The sequence below is a fragment of the Kitasatospora sp. NPDC086009 genome (assembly GCF_044540385.1).
Taxonomy (GTDB): domain Bacteria; phylum Actinomycetota; class Actinomycetes; order Streptomycetales; family Streptomycetaceae; genus Kitasatospora.
On record NZ_JBITSA010000001.1, the window covers coordinates 887,810 to 902,777 of the forward strand.

Genomic DNA, 14,968 nt, shown 5'->3' on the forward strand with positions numbered 1-14,968 from the left:
AGCCCGACCGGACGGGCACGGCAGGACGCCGCGCCCCGCCCGACGGGGGCGGGGCGGCAGGACACGGAACGGGCGAGGGGTGGCAGTGGCGGACGGGGCCGACCGGACGGACGACGACGCGGCGCTGCTCGCCCGGCACGTCGCCGGCGACCGGGCCGCCTTCGGCCTGCTGGTCGACCGCCACCGCGACCGGCTCTGGGCGGTCGCCCTGCGCACCCTGGGCGACCGCGAGGAGGCCGCCGACGCCCTCCAGGACGCGCTGGTCTCCGCCTTCCGCGCCGCCCACACCTTCCAGGGCCGCTCGGCCGTCACCACCTGGCTGCACCGGATCGTCGTCAACGCCTGCCTGGACCGCGCCCGGCGCACCGCCGCGCGGCGCACCAAGCCGCTCGACGACGACCCGCAACGCCTCGACGCCATGGTCGGCTCTGCCGAACCGGCCGACTCCCCGGTGGTCCGCGCCGAGCTGCACCGGGAGGTGGCGGCGGCGCTCGGCGAGCTGGCGCCCGAGCAGCGGGCCGCGCTGGTCCTGGTCGACATGCAGGGCTACCCGGTCGCCGAGGCGGCCGAGCTGCTGGGCGTGCCGGTCGGCACGGTGAAGAGCCGCTGCGCCCGCGGCCGGGCCCGTCTGCTGCCCCTGGTGCGGCACCTGCGCGAGGGCGGCGGCGCCGAGGTTTCCCGTGCAGCCGGTGTTTCACGTGCAGCCGATGTTTCACGTGAAACGGGGCCCTCGGGAGCAGCCTCCCCGGACGGCGCCGGACCGTCGGGAACCGCCCCGGGCGGCCGCGCCGCGCCCCCGGGGAACCCGCCCGGGGCCAGGACCGTCAGAGGAACAGGCCCCGACACCGGTCGGCCCATTCTGGAAGGAGACGTGAGCACGCGATGACGGCCCCCCTCTCCTCCCCCGACCCCGTCGGAGCGCACCCCTCCGTCGACGAGCTCGCCGACCTCGCCGAGGAACTGGTCGAGCCCGCGGCCGCCGAGGCGCTGCGGGCGCACCTGGCCGGCTGCGCCGACTGCCGCGAGACCGCCGAGGCGCTCGCCGAGCTCGCCACCCTGCTGGCCGGGGCACCGGCCCCGGTGATGCCCGCCGACATCGCGGCGCGGCTGGACGCGGCCCTCGCGGCCGCGGCGGCCGACGCCGACGCGGCCGACCCCGGTACGCCCCCCGCCACGGCTCCCGAAGGCCCCCACACGGGCACCGGGGCCCCCTCCCGGTCCATGGACCCGGCCGCCGCCCCGCGCCCTGCCACAGCCCCCCTCGGGCCACCCCGACGGCCGGCCACGGCGAACTCCGCCACCGGTCCGGGCCGCCACCGCCCGCGCCGCCGACGGGCCGCGATCCTGCTCGGCGCCGCGGCCGCGCTGCTCGCGGTCGGCCTCGGCAGCTCGCTGCTGCTGCGGCCGGCCGAGCGGCAGACGGCGGACACCGCCTCCGCCCGGGCCGCCGCGACGGCTCCCTCGGCCGGCCCCAAGGCGCAGCTCTCGACCGGCGGCACCGCGTACCAGGACGACCGGCTCGCGGCCCAGGTGCAGCAGCTGCTCGCCCGTAGCGGCGCGACCCCCGACGGCCGGGCCGAGACGTCCGGGTCCGCCGCGCCACCGGCCGACGGCGGACCGGGGCTGGGCCCGGGCGCGACCCGCAAGCCCTCCGCCTCGTCCGCGCCGGCACCCACCGACGGCGGACCGGGCCTCGGCCAGGGCGGCAGCGCCCCGGCCTGCCCGGCCCCCGCCGACGGACCGCTGCTGGCCTCCGAGCGCGGCAGCTACGCCGGTGACCCGGCCGAGCTGCTGGTGTACGGGGTGGCGGGCAGGGCCGACCGGGTCGACGTCTACCTCCGCGCGCCGGACTGCGGCCCGGTGCTGCTGCACCGCGCCGTCCCGGCCCCCTGACCGGCGCGCCGACCGGCGCCCCGCGGCAGGACAGCCGAAAAGGCGCGCCGGGAGACCGGCCCCGGCCGCCCGCCGCGCCCGCACCGTTCCCGTGCGATCCACGCCGGGTGCGGCCCGGCACTCCCACACTGCGGGCGCCTGGTGCCGATCGGCCTGGGAATGCGAGAGACTGGTCAGTCGTTGTCCCGGGCGGCGGAGCAGGACCGCCCTCCCCGCCCTAGCGCGGGTCGCGATGCGAACCAGGAGATGCAGTGAGCGACGTCCGTAACGTGATCATCATCGGTTCCGGCCCGGCCGGCTACACGGCTGCGCTCTACACCGCCCGTGCCGCCCTCAAGCCCCTCGTCTTCGAGGGCGCCGTCACCGCCGGTGGCGCGCTGATGAACACCACCGAGGTCGAGAACTTCCCCGGCTTCCGGGACGGCATCATGGGCCCCGAGCTGATGGACAACATGCGCGCCCAGGCCGAGCGCTTCGGCGCCGAGCTGATCCCGGACGACATCGTGGCCGTCGACCTCACGGGTGACATCAAGACCGTGACGGACTCCGAGGGCAACGTCCACCGGGCCCGCGCCGTGATCGTCACCACCGGCTCGCAGCACCGCAAGCTCGACCTGCCGAACGAGGACAAGCTCTCCGGTCGCGGCGTCTCGTGGTGCGCCACCTGCGACGGCTTCTTCTTCCGCGACCAGGACATCGCCGTGGTCGGCGGCGGTGACACCGCCCTGGAGGAGGCCACCTTCCTCTCCCGCTTCGCCCGCAGCGTCACGATCATCCACCGCCGGGACACCCTGCGCGCCTCCAAGGCGATGCAGGAGCGCGCCTTCGCCGACGAGAAGATCCGCTTCGAGTGGGACAGCGCGGTCGAGGCGATCCACGGCGACCCGAAGCTGAGCGGCGTCACCCTGCGGGACACCACCACCGGCGAGACCCGCGAGCTGGCCGTCACCGGTCTGTTCATCGCCATCGGCCACGACCCGCGCACCGACCTCTTCAAGGGTCAGCTGGAGCTGGACGCCGAGGGCTACCTGAAGGTCGAGGCCCCCTCGACCCGGACCAACATCCCGGGCGTCTTCGGTGCCGGCGACGTCGTCGACCACACCTACCGCCAGGCCATCACCGCCTCCGGCACCGGCTGCTCCGCCGCGCTGGACGCCGAGCGCTACCTGGCCTCGCTCGCCGACCTGGAGGCCGCGGCCGCCACCGTGGCGGTCTGAGCACCCCCCACCGACCCACCCCGGGTGGGGGTGTTCCACGTGAAACACCCCCACCCCCGCCGGGCAGAAACAGAACGGGCCCGCCCGTTGTTCTCCTGGCAGCACCCCCTCCGCACCACCCCGAGGAGTTCCCGTGGCCGGCGCCACCACTACCGTCACCGATGCGACGTTCAAGGCCGACGTCCTGGACAGCGACAAGCCCGTCCTGGTCGACTTCTGGGCCACCTGGTGCGGCCCGTGCCGCCAGGTCGCCCCGATCCTGGACGAGATCGCGGCTGAGCACTCCGACAAGCTGACCATCGCCAAGCTCGACGTCGATGCCAACCAGCAGACGGCTGCCCAGTACAACGTCATCTCGATCCCGACGCTGATCGTCTACAAGGGCGGCGAGCCGGTGAAGTCCATCACCGGTGCCCGTCCGAAGGCCGCGCTGCTGCGCGAGCTGGCCGACTTCCTCTAGGCCGTCGGCCCAGGGCCCCCGGGCCCGGTTCGGCCGACACACCGCGATGGCGGCGCCCCCACCCCGGGGGCGCCGCCATCGTCGTTCCCGGCTTCCCGGTTCCCCGGACAGCGCGGCTCAGAACGGTCGCAGCGCGGGCTCCTTCCGGCCTCCGCCCAGCAGCCGCTCCAGCGCGCCCTCGACATCACCGCGCCAGGACAGCGTGGTGCGTGCCTCCAGCCGCAGCCGCGGGTAGCGGTGGTGCGGCCGGACCGTCTTGAAGCCGACCGCCAGCAGATGATCCGCCGGCAGGACACAGCTCGGCGACTGCCGGCCGACCGCGCCGAAGGCCTCGATCGCCCGGACCCCGCGCCCCATCAGGTCCTTGGCCACCGTCTGCACCAGCACCCGGCCGAGCCCCTGCCGCTGGTAGCCCGGGAGCACGCGGCTGATCATCAGCTGAACGGCGTCCGGCGAGACGGGACTGGTCGGGAAGGACTGCGACCGCGGCACGTACGCCGGCGGGGCGTAGAGCACGAAACCGGCGGGGTCGTCGTCCACGTAGACGACCCGGCCGCAGGAACCCCACTCCAGCAGCACCGCGGAGATCCAGCCCTCCTTCTCCGCCTCCGACTTCCCGGATTCGACGGCCGCCCGGCCGGTGACCGGATCCAGCTCCCAGAACACGCAGGAGCGGCAGGTCGTCGGCAGGTCCTTGAGGTTGTCCAGCGTCAGCGGAACGATCCGGCGTCCCATGCCCCGCACCTCCTCGTCCACTCCACAGTCGAGCATTCCCCCTGAACGCCGATGGGTGCATGTTTCACGTGAAACAGCCGCTCACGTGGAACATGCACCCGTCGAGATCCGTGGTCGGCCCCGGCTCAGCCCTGCGACAGCCGCAGCCCGTCCTCACCCGGCGCCAGGCTGTCCAGGATCCGGTTGAGGTCCTCCACCGAGCCGAACTCCAGGACGACCTTGCCCTTGCCCAGCTTGCCGCCGCGCTGCGAGACCTCCACCTTGACCCGGGTGTCGAAGCGGTCCGAGAGCCGGCTCGCCAGGTCGTTGAAGGCCGGCGAGAGCAGCTTGCCCGCCTGCGGTCCGACCGAGCGCTTGGGCTTCGGCTCCTGGCCGCTCATCAGCATGACGAGCTCCTCGGTGGTCCGCACCGAGAGCCCCTCCGCGATGATCCGCTTGGCCAGCTCCTCCTGGCCCTCGGCGTCCGGCACCCCGAGCACCGCCCGGGCGTGCCCGGCGGTCAGCGTCCCGGCCGCCACCCGCCGCTGCACACCCGGCGAGAGCTTCAGCAGCCGCAGGGTGTTGGAGACGTGCGAGCGCGAGCGGCCGATCCGGTCCGCCAGCTCGTCGTGCGTGCAGGAGAAGTCCCGCAGCAGCTGGTCGTAGGCGGCCGCCTCCTCCAGCGCGTTGAGCTCCGCCCGGTGGAGGTTCTCCAGCAGGGCGTCCAGCAGCAGCTTGTCGTCCTCGGTGGCCCGGACGATCGCCGGGATCTGCTCCAGGCCCGCCTCCCGGGAGGCCCGCCAGCGCCGCTCGCCCATGATGAGCTCGAAGCGCTCGGGCGCGACCTGGCGCACCACCACCGGCTGGAGCAGGCCCACCTCCTTGATGGAGGCGACCAGCTCGGCCAGCTTGTCCTCGTCGAAGACCTCGCGCGGCTGACGCGGGTTCGGCGTGATCGAGTCCAGCGGCAGCTCGGCGAACCGGGCGCCGGGCACCTGTGCCAGCTCCGGTGCGGCGGCCGCCTGCTCCCGCTCGGCCTGCTCCCGCAGGCTCTCGGCGGCCGCCTTGGCCGCCAGCGTTCCCCGCCCGGTCGGCAGCAGCGGCACCGCGCCCGGCGAGACCGTCCCGGGGGACACCACCGTGGCCGCCGAGGCCTGCGTCGCCGCGCCGTCGGCCGCCGGTGCGGCGGGTCCGATCAGCGCTCCGAGCCCTCGTCCCAGACCCCTGCGACCACTCACCGATTGCCCTCCGTCGTGCCGTGCTGTGCCATCGGGGCGTGCTGCCCCGGCTCGCTGCCCTGCTGCTGACCCGCCCGCTGCTGACCGACCAGCGTGCCGCCGGTACCGATGCCCGGCGCCCGCATCGCCAGCTCGCGGGCGGCCTCCAGGTAGGAGAGCGCGCCGGTCGAACCCGGGTCGTAGGTGATCACCGTCTGACCGTAACTGGGCGCCTCGGAGATCCGGACCGAGCGCGGGATCGCGGTCTGCAGCACCTCCTGCTGGAAGTGCGTCCGGACCTCCTCGGCCACCTGGGCGGCCAACCTGGTCCGGGCGTCGTACATGGTGAGCAGGATGGTGGAGACGTGCAGCGTGGGGTTGAGGTGCGCGCGGACCAGCTCGACGTTGCGCAGCAGCTGGCCGAGGCCCTCCAGCGCGTAGTACTCGCACTGGATCGGGATCAGCACCTCCTGGCCGGCCACCAGCGCGTTGACCGTCAGCAGGCCGAGCGAGGGCGGGCAGTCGATCAGGATGTAGTCCAGCGGCTGCTCGTAGGCGGCGATGGCGCGCTGCAGCCGGCTCTCCCGGGCGACCAGTGAGACCAGTTCGATCTCCGCGCCGGCCAGGTCGATGGTGGCGGGGACGCAGAAGAGCCCCTCGACGTCCACCACCGGCTGCACCACGTCGGCCAGCGGCTTGCCCTCCACCAGCACGTCGTAGATCGACGGCACCTCGGCGTGGTGGTCGATGCCGAGCGCCGTGGAGGCGTTGCCCTGCGGATCGAGGTCCACCACCAGCACGCGCAGTCCGTGCATCGCGAGCGAGGCCGCCATGTTGACGGTGCTGGTGGTCTTGCCCACCCCGCCCTTCTGGTTGGCCACCACGATCACCCGGGTCGCGACAGGTCGGGGAAGACCCTCGCCCGCTCGGCCGATCGCCTGTACCGCAGCCTGGGCAGCCCGTGCGATGGGCGTGTCATCGATCTGGTCGATGGTCTCCGAGTCCTGCATGGGGGTCAGTGTTTCACGTGAAACCGGAGCGGCAACAGTCGCCGCCCGGCTGCGACTGAGGATTCCGGAAAGCAGGGAGCGACGTTTCACGTGAAACACCATGCCCGCAATGTCGGAATTCTGACGGTGCGACACTCCGGTGGCCGGGAGTCACCCGGTCGGCCGCCCGCCGGTCGCTCCGGCGTCACCGGGCCCGCCGCCCGCTCCTTCGGCGCGGGCCCGGGTGCCGGAGACGACGACCGCGCGCGGCCGGAACGCCGAACGGGCGGGTGGTCCGAAGACCACCCGCCCGTTCCCGCTCCCGCCCGCTCAGCGGCTGCGGCGCCGTCCGCCCCGGCTCCGCTCACCGGTGCGCGGGGCCCCGGCGTTGCGCCCGGCCCGGGCCGCCCGGGCCCGCCGGGTCGCCGCCTTGACCCCGCCGGGGCTCTCCCCCGCCTTCACCTGGATCACCCGGGTCGAGGTCTCCAGCGTGCCCTCGCCCACCGAGATGACCGTCCACTCGACCGCGCCCAGCTTGGCCAGCCCGGCCCGCGAGTCGGCCAGCTCCTGCTCGGCGCTGTCCCCCTTGAGCGCCAGCATCTGGCCGTGCGGGCGCAGCAGCGGCATGCCCCAGCCGGCGAGCCGGTCCAGCGGTGCCACCGCCCGGGCGGTCACCACGTCCACCGCGAGCTTGCCGACCATCTCCTCGGCCCGCCCGCGCAGCACGGTGACGTTCTCCAGGCCGAGCTCACGGACCACCTCCTCCAGGAAGGTGGTGCGGCGCAGCAGCGGCTCCAGCAGCGTCACCGAGACGTCCGGGCGCGCCAGAGCGACGGGGATGCCGGGCAGCCCGGCCCCGGAGCCGACGTCGCACAGGGTCGACCCGGGCGGCAGCAGCTCGGCGAGCACCGCGCAGTTCAGCACGTGGCGGTCCCAGAGCCGGGGCACCTCGCGAGGGCCGATCAGCCCGCGCTGGACTCCCGCGGTGGCCAGCAGCTCGGTGTAGCGGACCGCCGCCTCGTAGCGGTCACCGAAGACCTCCCGAGCCACGGCCGGGGCGGCGGCCAGCCCCTCGGCCGCCGCGCCTTCGGCGCCCGGGCCCTCAGCGGCCGAACTACCGGCACCCGCCGCCGGATCCCCGGCTGCCGCGCTCTCCGTGTCCATCTCGACCTCTCCGCTCCCCGGATCCACCGACCCGCTCTCCGCACTGTTTCACGTGAAACATCTTTCGCCGGGCCACGCCCCGCGAAGGGACGACGACCCCGCCCGCACGAGGCGGACGGGGTCGAGTCCTCTGAAGGTCACCGGTCGCCGAAGCGGCCGGTCATCGACTTCCCCGGTGTCAGGCCGGCAACACGACCACGCACCGCTGGGGCTCTTCGCCCTCCGACTCACTGCGCAGACCGGCCGCGGCGACGGCGTCGTGCACGACCTTGCGCTCGAACGGCGTCATGGCCCGCAGCTTGACCTGCTCCCCCGAGCTCTTGACCTGCTCCGCGGCCTGGGCCCCGAGCTCGGCCAGCTCGGTGCGCTTGCGGGCGCGGAAGCCGGCAATGTCCAGCATGAGGCGGCTGCGCTCGCCGGTCTCCCGGTGGACAGCCAACCGGGTCAGCTCCTGCAGGGCCTCCAGCACCTCGCCGTCCTGGCCGACCAGGCGCTGCAGGGCGCGGTCATTGCCGTCGCCGACGATGGACACCAGGGCGCGGTCGCCCTCGACGTCCATGTCGATGTCCCCATCGAGGTCGGCGATGTCGAGCAGACCCTCCAGGTAGTCCGCCGCGATGTCGCCCTCCTGCTCCAGGCGGGAGACGAGGCTCTCGTCGGCGCTGGAAGCGGCCTCGACCTCGACGGCGGAGGTGGTGCCTTCCGTCACTGATGGACTCCTTCGGGGATGGGCCCGGATAGTGGGCCGGGAACGAGGTTCAGAGGGCCGCTGGGACGGTCCGGGGCCGGTCGGTCAGGACTTCTTCTTCGGCCGCTGGCCGCCCTGCCCACCGCGCTTCGGCTGCTGCCGGCCGCCCTGCCGGGCCGGGCCGGACTTGGCCCCGGAGGGCCTGGTCGCGGTCGGCTTGGCACCGGCGGACTCGGCCGGGACCGCCGCCTCGGACTCCTCGGCCGGGGCCGGGGCGTCCTTGGTGAGGCTGGCCGTCGGGGTGGCACCGGTGTGCTGGCGCTGCGACTTGGTCTGCTTGCGCGGCTGCTGGCGGCGCACCTGCACCGCGTCCTCGACGACGGCCTCGGCGGACGCGGCCGTCTTCTTCGGGGGCAGCATGCCCCAGAGGGCGCCCTTGATCTCCGAGCCGTCCGGGTTGAGGCGGCCGTTCTTCTTCAGCCGGACCTGGCGCTCGTCCCAGGCCTTGCTGCCGGGCGTCGGGTTGTTCCGGATGACGATCAGCTGCTGGCCCATCGACCAGACGTTGGTGGTCAGCCAGTAGACCAGCACACCGACGGGGAAGTTGATGCCCATCACGGCGAACATGATCGGGAAGACGTACATCAGCATCTTCTGCTGCTGCATGAACGGCGTCTTGATCGTGAGGTCGACGTTCTTGGTCATCAGCTGGCGCTGCGTGATGAACTGCGACAGCGACATCAGGATGATCATCACCGCGGTGACGATCTTGACGCTGACCTCGCTGCTGCCGAGGAAGGTCGCCGACAGCGGGGCGCCGAAGATGTGCGCCTGGCCGGCGCTGGTCAGCAGGTCGCCGTGGATGACGCCGATCGGCTCGCTCTTGGCGACCTTGGCGAGCACGCCGTAGAGGGCGGTGAAGAACGGCGCCTGCACGATGATGGGAAGGCAGCTGGAGAACGGGTTGGTACCCGCCTCCTTGTACAGCTTCATCATCTCTTCGGACTGGCGCTGCTTGTCGTTCTTGTAGCGCTCCTGGATGGCCTTCATCTTCGGCTGGATCGCCTGCATGGCCCGGGTCGCCTTGATCTGCTTCACGAAGAGCGGGATCAGGCAGATCCGGATGACGACCACCATCGAGGCGATGGCAAGACCCCAGGCCCAGCCACCGTTCGGGTCGAAGACGTGGCTGTACAGCGAGTGGAACTGGACGATGATCCAGGACACCGCTGTGTACAGGGGGTTCAGGAAGGAGAAGGTCACCGGTCAGGCTCCTTGGACATTGGGATCGGCCCCACGGGACCAATGGTCGCCGGGCCCTCTGGGTCCGGACCGGCGGGGGGCGTGGCCACCGGCTGATCGGCGGCGGACCCGCGGTTCAGCAGGTCACGCAGCCGGCGGTGCCACACCGGGTGCTTGCGCGGCGGAACATGATCGACCCCGCCGGGCGTCCACGGATTGCAGCGCAGGATGCGCCACACGGTCAGGCCGCCGCCCTTGACCGCCCCGTGCACCTTCACGGCCTCGAAGCCGTAGTGCGAGCAGGAGGGGTAATAGCGGCAGACCGGGCCGAGCAGCGGGCTGATGGTCCACTGGTAGACCCTGATCAGACCCATCAGCAGGTACTTCATCGACCTGCTCCCGTCGGCGCCGTCACGGCGGGCTCCGCCTTCAGCAGCCGCTTGAGCGCCGCGTCCAGGTCGCGTTCCAGGTCCTGGTACGAGGCGGACGCGGCCTGGGGCAGCGCACGCACCACTATCAGGCTACCGGCGGGCAGCCCGGAGAGACGATCACGGACGAGGTGGCGCAGTCGGCGCTTGACCAGGTTACGGACGACCGCCGGACCGACGGCCTTGCTCACGACGAAACCCGCACGCGCCGAAGGAGTCCCCTCGGCGACGTGCGGGCGGGAGTCGCTGGCCCGGTCGGCCTGCCCCGTGAGGTCGCCGTCTCTGCTGAGATGGACGACCAGTAGGGGCCGGCCGGCCCGGCGACCGCGTTTCACCGCGGTCGCGAAGTCCTGGCGCCGCCGCAGCCGATTCTCGGAGGGCAGCACAACAGACTCTGGCGCGGATCAGGCGGAGATGGCGCTGCGGCCCTTGCCACGGCGGGCGGCCAGGATGGCACGGCCGGCGCGGGTACGCATACGCAGCCGGAAGCCGTGGGTCTTCGCGCGGCGACGGTTGTTCGGCTGGAAGGTGCGCTTGCTCACTCGGGGGCTCCTGAGGTGAATCGTAGGATGACGGGAAGTCGCTTGGCCGTCACCGTGCGTCCGCGTGATCTCCCCTGATACGGAAATCCGACCCGTCCTCCCAGTTCGGCTGGGGTTCAGGGCAATCCACGGCGCCCGTGCTGCGCGCCTTATGGAGCGGGTGGACCCGCGGACATGCGGCAGCGGCCATCGACAACTCGACCTGGTTACGGTACGCGGGACGGGGCGCGAGGGTCAAACCAGCCCTTCACGACGGACGCCCCTGGCCGCGCTCACGGCCCCCGTCGCCCACAGCCTGTGGACAACGACTTGATCCGGCTCTGTTCGCTGACTACCGTTGCAGGACTTGTCTGGTTTTGTTCTTCGTCAACGGACACAGATCCACAGTCTCTTGATCCACCACCCCTGCTGGAGCCGCGGGGAACCGAGAAAGCGTGCACCAGTGGCTGATGTCAACAGCGACCTCGTCCCGGTCTGGGCGAGAGTCGTCGAGCGGCTGGTCAGCGACCCGGACGTCGGGGAGATGGACAAGCAGTGGGTGCAGCGCACCCAGCCGATGTGGATGATGCACGACACCGCCCTGCTGGCGACCCCCAACGAGCGGGCCAAGCAGGTGCTGGAGGGGCGACTGCTGCCCCAGCTGACCGAGGCGCTCAGCCGCGAACTCAGCCGCCCGGTCCGGATCGCGGTGATGGTCGACGCCAACGCCGTCCCCACCACCCCCGCGCCCGCGCAGGACGAGCCGCCGGCCGGCGAGCCGTACCAGCGCGACGACGGCGGCGACTACGGGCACCAGGGCTACGAGCGCCGCTACGACTCCGAGTCCGGCTACGAGCACGACCGGTACGACGACGGCGGCGGCTACCAGGAGCACCAGGCCCCGGCGTACGGCTCGGGCCGGCCGCCGGGCGGCGGCTACGGCGCCCCGCCGCAGAACCAGCCCTGGGAGAGCCACCAGAGCCACCAGGGTCACCAGGGTCACCAGAGCCACCAGGGCTATCCCGAGCACGGTTCCGGCTACCCCGAGCAGGAGCCGCCCGCCCAGCGCCCGGCTCCCCGCCCGGCGCACGGCCCCTCGTCGACCACCCAGGGCGACCTCTTCGGCGGCGCCTACGGCCCCGGCCCCGGCGAGCACCCGCGGACCGGCGGTGCCCGGCGCGGTCCCGGCGGGCGCCCGGCCCCCGGCCGGCCCGCGGAGAAGCCCGGCCCCGAGCGCGCCACCGACCGCCCGGCCGTCCCCGGCGTGCCGGCCCCGCCCGGCGCTCCCCCGGCCGGCGGCTCCCGCAAGGACGAGCCCGCGGCCCGGCTGAACCCCAAGTACCTCTTCGACACCTTCGTCATCGGCGCGAGCAACCGCTTCGCGCACGCGGCGGCGGTGGCCGTCGCCGAGGCCCCGGCCAAGGCGTACAACCCGCTCTTCATCTACGGCGAGTCCGGGCTGGGCAAGACCCACCTGCTGCACGCCATCGGGCACTACTCGCGCAGCCTCTTCCCGGGCACCCGGGTGCGCTACGTGTCGTCGGAGGAGTTCACCAACGAGTTCATCAACTCGATCCGGGACGGCAAGGCGGACGCGTTCCGCAAGCGGTACCGGGACATGGACATCCTGCTCGTGGACGACGTGCAGTTCCTGGCGAGCAAGGAGTCCACGCAGGAGGAGTTCTTCCACACCTTCAACACCCTGCACAACGCGAACAAGCAGATCGTCCTCTCGTCCGACCGGCCGCCCAAACAGCTGATCACGCTGGAGGACCGGCTGCGCAACCGCTTCGAGTGGGGGCTGATCACCGACGTCACCCCGCCGGAGCTGGAGACCCGGATCGCGATCCTGCGCAAGAAGGCGATCCAGGAGCAACTCAACGCCCCAGCGGACGTGTTGGAGTTCATCGCGTCCAGGATCACCCGCAACATCCGGGAGTTGGAGGGCGCCCTGATCCGGGTCACCGCCTTCGCCAACCTCAACCGGGCGCCGGTGGACCTGGAGTTGGCCGGCATCGTCCTCAAGGACCTCATCCCCGGCGGGGACGAGGACGCCGGACCGGAGATCACCGCGCAGGTCATCATGCAGCAGACCGCCGCCTACTTCGGGTTGGGCGTGGACGACCTCTGCGGATCCTCCCGCAGCCGGGTGCTGGTGACGGCGCGCCAGATCGCCATGTACCTCTGCCGGGAGCTGACCGACCTCTCGTTGCCGAAGATCGGCGCGCAGTTCGGCGGCCGCGACCACACCACGGTGATGCACGCCGACCGCAAGATCCGGTCGCTGATGGCCGAGCGGCGCTCGATCTACAACCAGGTCACCGAACTGACCAACCGCATCAAGAGCTAGCCGGACCGGCCGGACGGGCCGTCCACACCCCTGCGAGGGCGTCAGGAGCGATCCTGACGCCCTTTCGGCATATCCGGAGGTGTGCGTCGCCGATCGGCTGGGCAGGAATGCCCCGACGGACGCTCCGCCAGTCCGCCGCCCGCGCCGAACATCTGACCGGTAATTCGAACACCCCGGGCGCGCAGGGCCGTTGTCCACAGGCGGAGCCGGTTCTCCACCGTCCACAGGCCACCGGCCCGCGAGTTATCCAGAATTCCTCCACAGGCCGCGCGCCGCTACGCTCTTCCGCGCAGGTCAGGTGCCTGTGGACTTGTGCACAACAGTTATCCACAGGCTGTGGACAATTGGCGGGCCGTCAGTGGGCCATTCGAGTTGTCCACCGGTTGTCCCCAGGGTGGCGGCGGTTATCCCCAGGTTGTCCACAGCCGCGTCCACAGTTCGACAACCGTGGGCCTGCGTTCATGCCCTGGTGTGAAAGGCGTCACGAAATGTTGACCGGCCCCCGTGGATAACCGGGCCCGGATCTGGGGACAGCGCTGGGGATAACCTGTGGATACCCAACGTGCCCTGTGGGTAACGCTCCGCTGTCCACAGCGGGCCCTGTTCGTCCACAGCCGCCGTCCACACCTCCTGTGGACAAAAAACCGGGCCTGACCTGCACGAACAGGGTTATCCACGGTTTCCACAGGCCCTACTACTACCACTACACCTATAGACCAGTTGAAGGGCTTGAAAGCAGGTGGGGCCGAAATCTGTGGACAACCGCTCCCCGACATCTGTTCGGCCTGCTTCCGCCCGTCTGCCCCGTCTGTCGGTGGAGTACGTCAGACTGTCCTCTGCGACTGGATGCGGAGTGGCAGAGCTCGGCGGCCCACCGCACCGACGACCAAGATCAGACCAACCAGACTTTGCGAGCGGGAGCGCTCGATCCAGGAGGCGGTTACCGGTGAAGTTCCGGGTGGAGCGTGACGTCCTCGCGGAGGCGGTGGCCTGGGCTGCCCGCAGCCTCCCGGCACGGCCGCCGGTGCCGGTGCTGGCCGGCCTGCTGCTGACGGCGCAGGAGGGCAGCCTGGCGCTGTCCGGCTTCGACTACGAGGTCTCGGCCCGGGTCGAGCTGGAGGCGGACGTCGAGGAGGCCGGCACCGTGCTGGTCTCCGGCCGGCTGCTGAACGACATCTCGCGCAACCTTCCCAACAGGCCTGTGGAGATCTCCACCGACGGCCAGCGGGTCAGCGTGGTCTGCGGCAGCTCCCGGTTCACCCTCCCCACCCTGCCGGTGGACGAGTACCCGGCCCTGCCCCAGATGCCGACCGCGACCGGCACCGTCTCCGGTGACGTGTTCGCCTCGGCGGTCAGCCAGGCCGCGGTGGCCGCCGGCCGCGACGACACCCTCCCGGTGCTCACCGGTGTGCGGGTCGAGATCGAGGGCGACCGGATCACCCTGGCCGCCACCGACCGCTACCGCTTCGCCGTCCGCGAGCTGCTGTGGAAGCCCGAGCAGCCGGACATCTCGGCGGTCGCGCTGGTCCCCGCCAAGACGCTGCAGGACATCGCCAAGTCCCTGGGCAGCGGCGACACCGTCTCGATCGCGCTGTCCTCGGGCGGCGCGGGCGAGGGCCTGATCGGCTTCGAGGGCGCCGGCCGCCGAACCACCACCCGGCTGCTGGAGGGCGAGTTCCCCAAGTTTCGCAGCCTCTTCCCGACGGAGTTCAGCGCCGTCGCCGCGATCCAGACCCAGCCCTTCCTGGAGGCGCTCAAGCGCGTCTCGCTGGTCGCCGAGCGCAACACCCCGGTCCGGCTCAACTTCGAGCAGGGCGTGCTGACGCTGGAGGCCGGTTCGGGCGACGACGCCCAGGCCACCGAGCGGATCGACGCGGACCTGGAGGGCGACGACATCTCGATCGCCTTCAACCCGGGCTACCTGGAGGAGGGCCTCAAGGCCATCGACTCCGCCTACGCCCAGCTGAGCTTCACCACGCCGACCAAGCCGGCGCTGCTCAGCGGCAAGGCCTCGGTGGACACCGAGGCCGACGAGGCCTACCAGTACCTGATCATGCCGGTCCGCCTCTCCGGCTGACCGACCGC

At 72.1% G+C, this 14,968-nt stretch carries 15 protein-coding genes; 6 read left to right on the forward strand and 9 right to left on the reverse strand.

The window, feature by feature from the left end:
• Positions 1-85: 85 nt before the first annotated feature.
• The 4 genes from sigM to trxA all read left to right on the forward strand — a co-directional run bounded on the left by sigM (position 86) and on the right by trxA (position 3,570).
• Positions 86-886: an RNA polymerase sigma factor SigM gene (sigM, locus tag ACIF6L_RS04090; RefSeq protein WP_396486186.1), complete on the forward strand. Its 801-nt coding sequence runs from the start codon at positions 86-88 to the stop codon at positions 884-886.
• Positions 883-1,893 carry a zf-HC2 domain-containing protein gene (locus tag ACIF6L_RS04095; RefSeq protein ID WP_396486071.1) on the forward strand — a complete coding sequence of 337 codons (1,011 nt, stop codon included), beginning with the start codon at positions 883-885 and terminating at the stop codon, positions 1,891-1,893. Before sigM ends, ACIF6L_RS04095 begins: the two co-directional genes overlap by 4 nt.
• A 251-nt stretch (positions 1,894-2,144) precedes the next feature.
• Positions 2,145-3,110 (forward strand): thioredoxin-disulfide reductase, encoded by a 966-nt coding sequence (gene trxB / locus ACIF6L_RS04100; RefSeq protein ID WP_352288563.1) that lies wholly within the window; start codon positions 2,145-2,147, stop codon positions 3,108-3,110.
• A gap of 133 nt (positions 3,111-3,243) precedes the next feature.
• Complete coding sequence (gene trxA / locus ACIF6L_RS04105) at positions 3,244-3,570, forward strand: thioredoxin (protein WP_329488790.1); 327 nt, start codon at positions 3,244-3,246, stop codon at positions 3,568-3,570.
• Between the two features lie 117 nt (positions 3,571-3,687).
• Here trxA and ACIF6L_RS04110 read toward each other — a convergent pair whose 3' ends face one another.
• The 9 genes from ACIF6L_RS04110 to rpmH all read right to left on the reverse strand — a co-directional run bounded on the left by ACIF6L_RS04110 (position 3,688) and on the right by rpmH (position 10,554).
• Positions 3,688-4,305, reverse strand: a complete 618-nt coding sequence (locus ACIF6L_RS04110; protein ID WP_396486072.1) for a GNAT family N-acetyltransferase — start codon at positions 4,303-4,305, stop codon at positions 3,688-3,690.
• A gap of 125 nt (positions 4,306-4,430) precedes the next feature.
• Entirely contained in the window at positions 4,431-5,522 is a 1,092-nt protein-coding gene (locus ACIF6L_RS04115; protein WP_396486073.1) for a ParB/RepB/Spo0J family partition protein, read from the reverse strand.
• Complete coding sequence (locus ACIF6L_RS04120; protein WP_329488793.1) at positions 5,519-6,511, reverse strand: ParA family protein; 993 nt, start codon at positions 6,509-6,511, stop codon at positions 5,519-5,521. The genes ACIF6L_RS04115 and ACIF6L_RS04120 overlap by 4 nt, the downstream gene beginning before the upstream one ends.
• Before the next feature lie 309 nt (positions 6,512-6,820).
• Positions 6,821-7,654: a 16S rRNA (guanine(527)-N(7))-methyltransferase RsmG gene (gene rsmG, locus ACIF6L_RS04125; protein ID WP_329488795.1), complete on the reverse strand. Its 834-nt coding sequence runs from the start codon at positions 7,652-7,654 to the stop codon at positions 6,821-6,823.
• A 178-nt stretch (positions 7,655-7,832) separates the two neighbouring features.
• Complete coding sequence (locus ACIF6L_RS04130; RefSeq protein ID WP_329488796.1) at positions 7,833-8,363, reverse strand: R3H domain-containing nucleic acid-binding protein; 531 nt, start codon at positions 8,361-8,363, stop codon at positions 7,833-7,835.
• 84 nt (positions 8,364-8,447) lie between these two features.
• Positions 8,448-9,605: a membrane protein insertase YidC gene (gene yidC / locus ACIF6L_RS04135; protein WP_396486074.1), complete on the reverse strand. Its 1,158-nt coding sequence runs from the start codon at positions 9,603-9,605 to the stop codon at positions 8,448-8,450.
• A complete protein-coding gene (gene yidD, locus ACIF6L_RS04140; RefSeq protein ID WP_352288573.1) occupies positions 9,602-9,973 on the reverse strand; it encodes a membrane protein insertion efficiency factor YidD in 372 nt (123 codons plus the stop codon). The genes yidC and yidD overlap by 4 nt, the downstream gene beginning before the upstream one ends.
• Positions 9,970-10,398, reverse strand: coding sequence for a ribonuclease P protein component (rnpA, locus tag ACIF6L_RS04145; RefSeq protein ID WP_329488799.1), 429 nt, complete (start codon positions 10,396-10,398; stop codon positions 9,970-9,972). The genes yidD and rnpA overlap by 4 nt, the downstream gene beginning before the upstream one ends.
• 18 nt (positions 10,399-10,416) lie before the next feature.
• On the reverse strand, positions 10,417-10,554 hold the full coding sequence (gene rpmH, locus ACIF6L_RS04150) for a 50S ribosomal protein L34 (protein WP_148643823.1): 138 nt from the start codon (positions 10,552-10,554) through the stop codon (positions 10,417-10,419).
• Between the two features lie 442 nt (positions 10,555-10,996).
• On the opposite strand from rpmH, the gene dnaA reads away from it, so the two are divergent.
• Both dnaA and dnaN read left to right on the forward strand, forming a co-directional pair.
• Entirely contained in the window at positions 10,997-12,883 is a 1,887-nt protein-coding gene (dnaA, locus tag ACIF6L_RS04155; protein WP_396486075.1) for a chromosomal replication initiator protein DnaA, read from the forward strand.
• Positions 12,884-13,829: 946 nt separating this feature from the next.
• Positions 13,830-14,960 (forward strand): DNA polymerase III subunit beta, encoded by a 1,131-nt coding sequence (gene dnaN, locus ACIF6L_RS04160; protein WP_329488801.1) that lies wholly within the window; start codon positions 13,830-13,832, stop codon positions 14,958-14,960.
• Positions 14,961-14,968: the final 8 nt, after the last annotated feature.

Excerpts from the sequence above, each read along its gene's own strand:
- ACIF6L_RS04110 (WP_396486072.1), bottom strand. The coding sequence starts at position 4,305 with ATGGGACGCCGGATCGTTCCGCTGACGCTGGACAACCTCAAGGACCTG.
- ACIF6L_RS04095 (WP_396486071.1), top strand. The coding sequence starts at position 883 with ATGACGGCCCCCCTCTCCTCCCCCGACCCCGTCGGAGCGCACCCCTCC.
- yidD (WP_352288573.1), bottom strand. The coding sequence starts at position 9,973 with ATGAAGTACCTGCTGATGGGTCTGATCAGGGTCTACCAGTGGACCATC.
- ACIF6L_RS04120 (WP_329488793.1), bottom strand. The coding sequence starts at position 6,511 with ATGCAGGACTCGGAGACCATCGACCAGATCGATGACACGCCCATCGCA.
- rsmG (WP_329488795.1), bottom strand. The coding sequence starts at position 7,654 with ATGGACACGGAGAGCGCGGCAGCCGGGGATCCGGCGGCGGGTGCCGGT.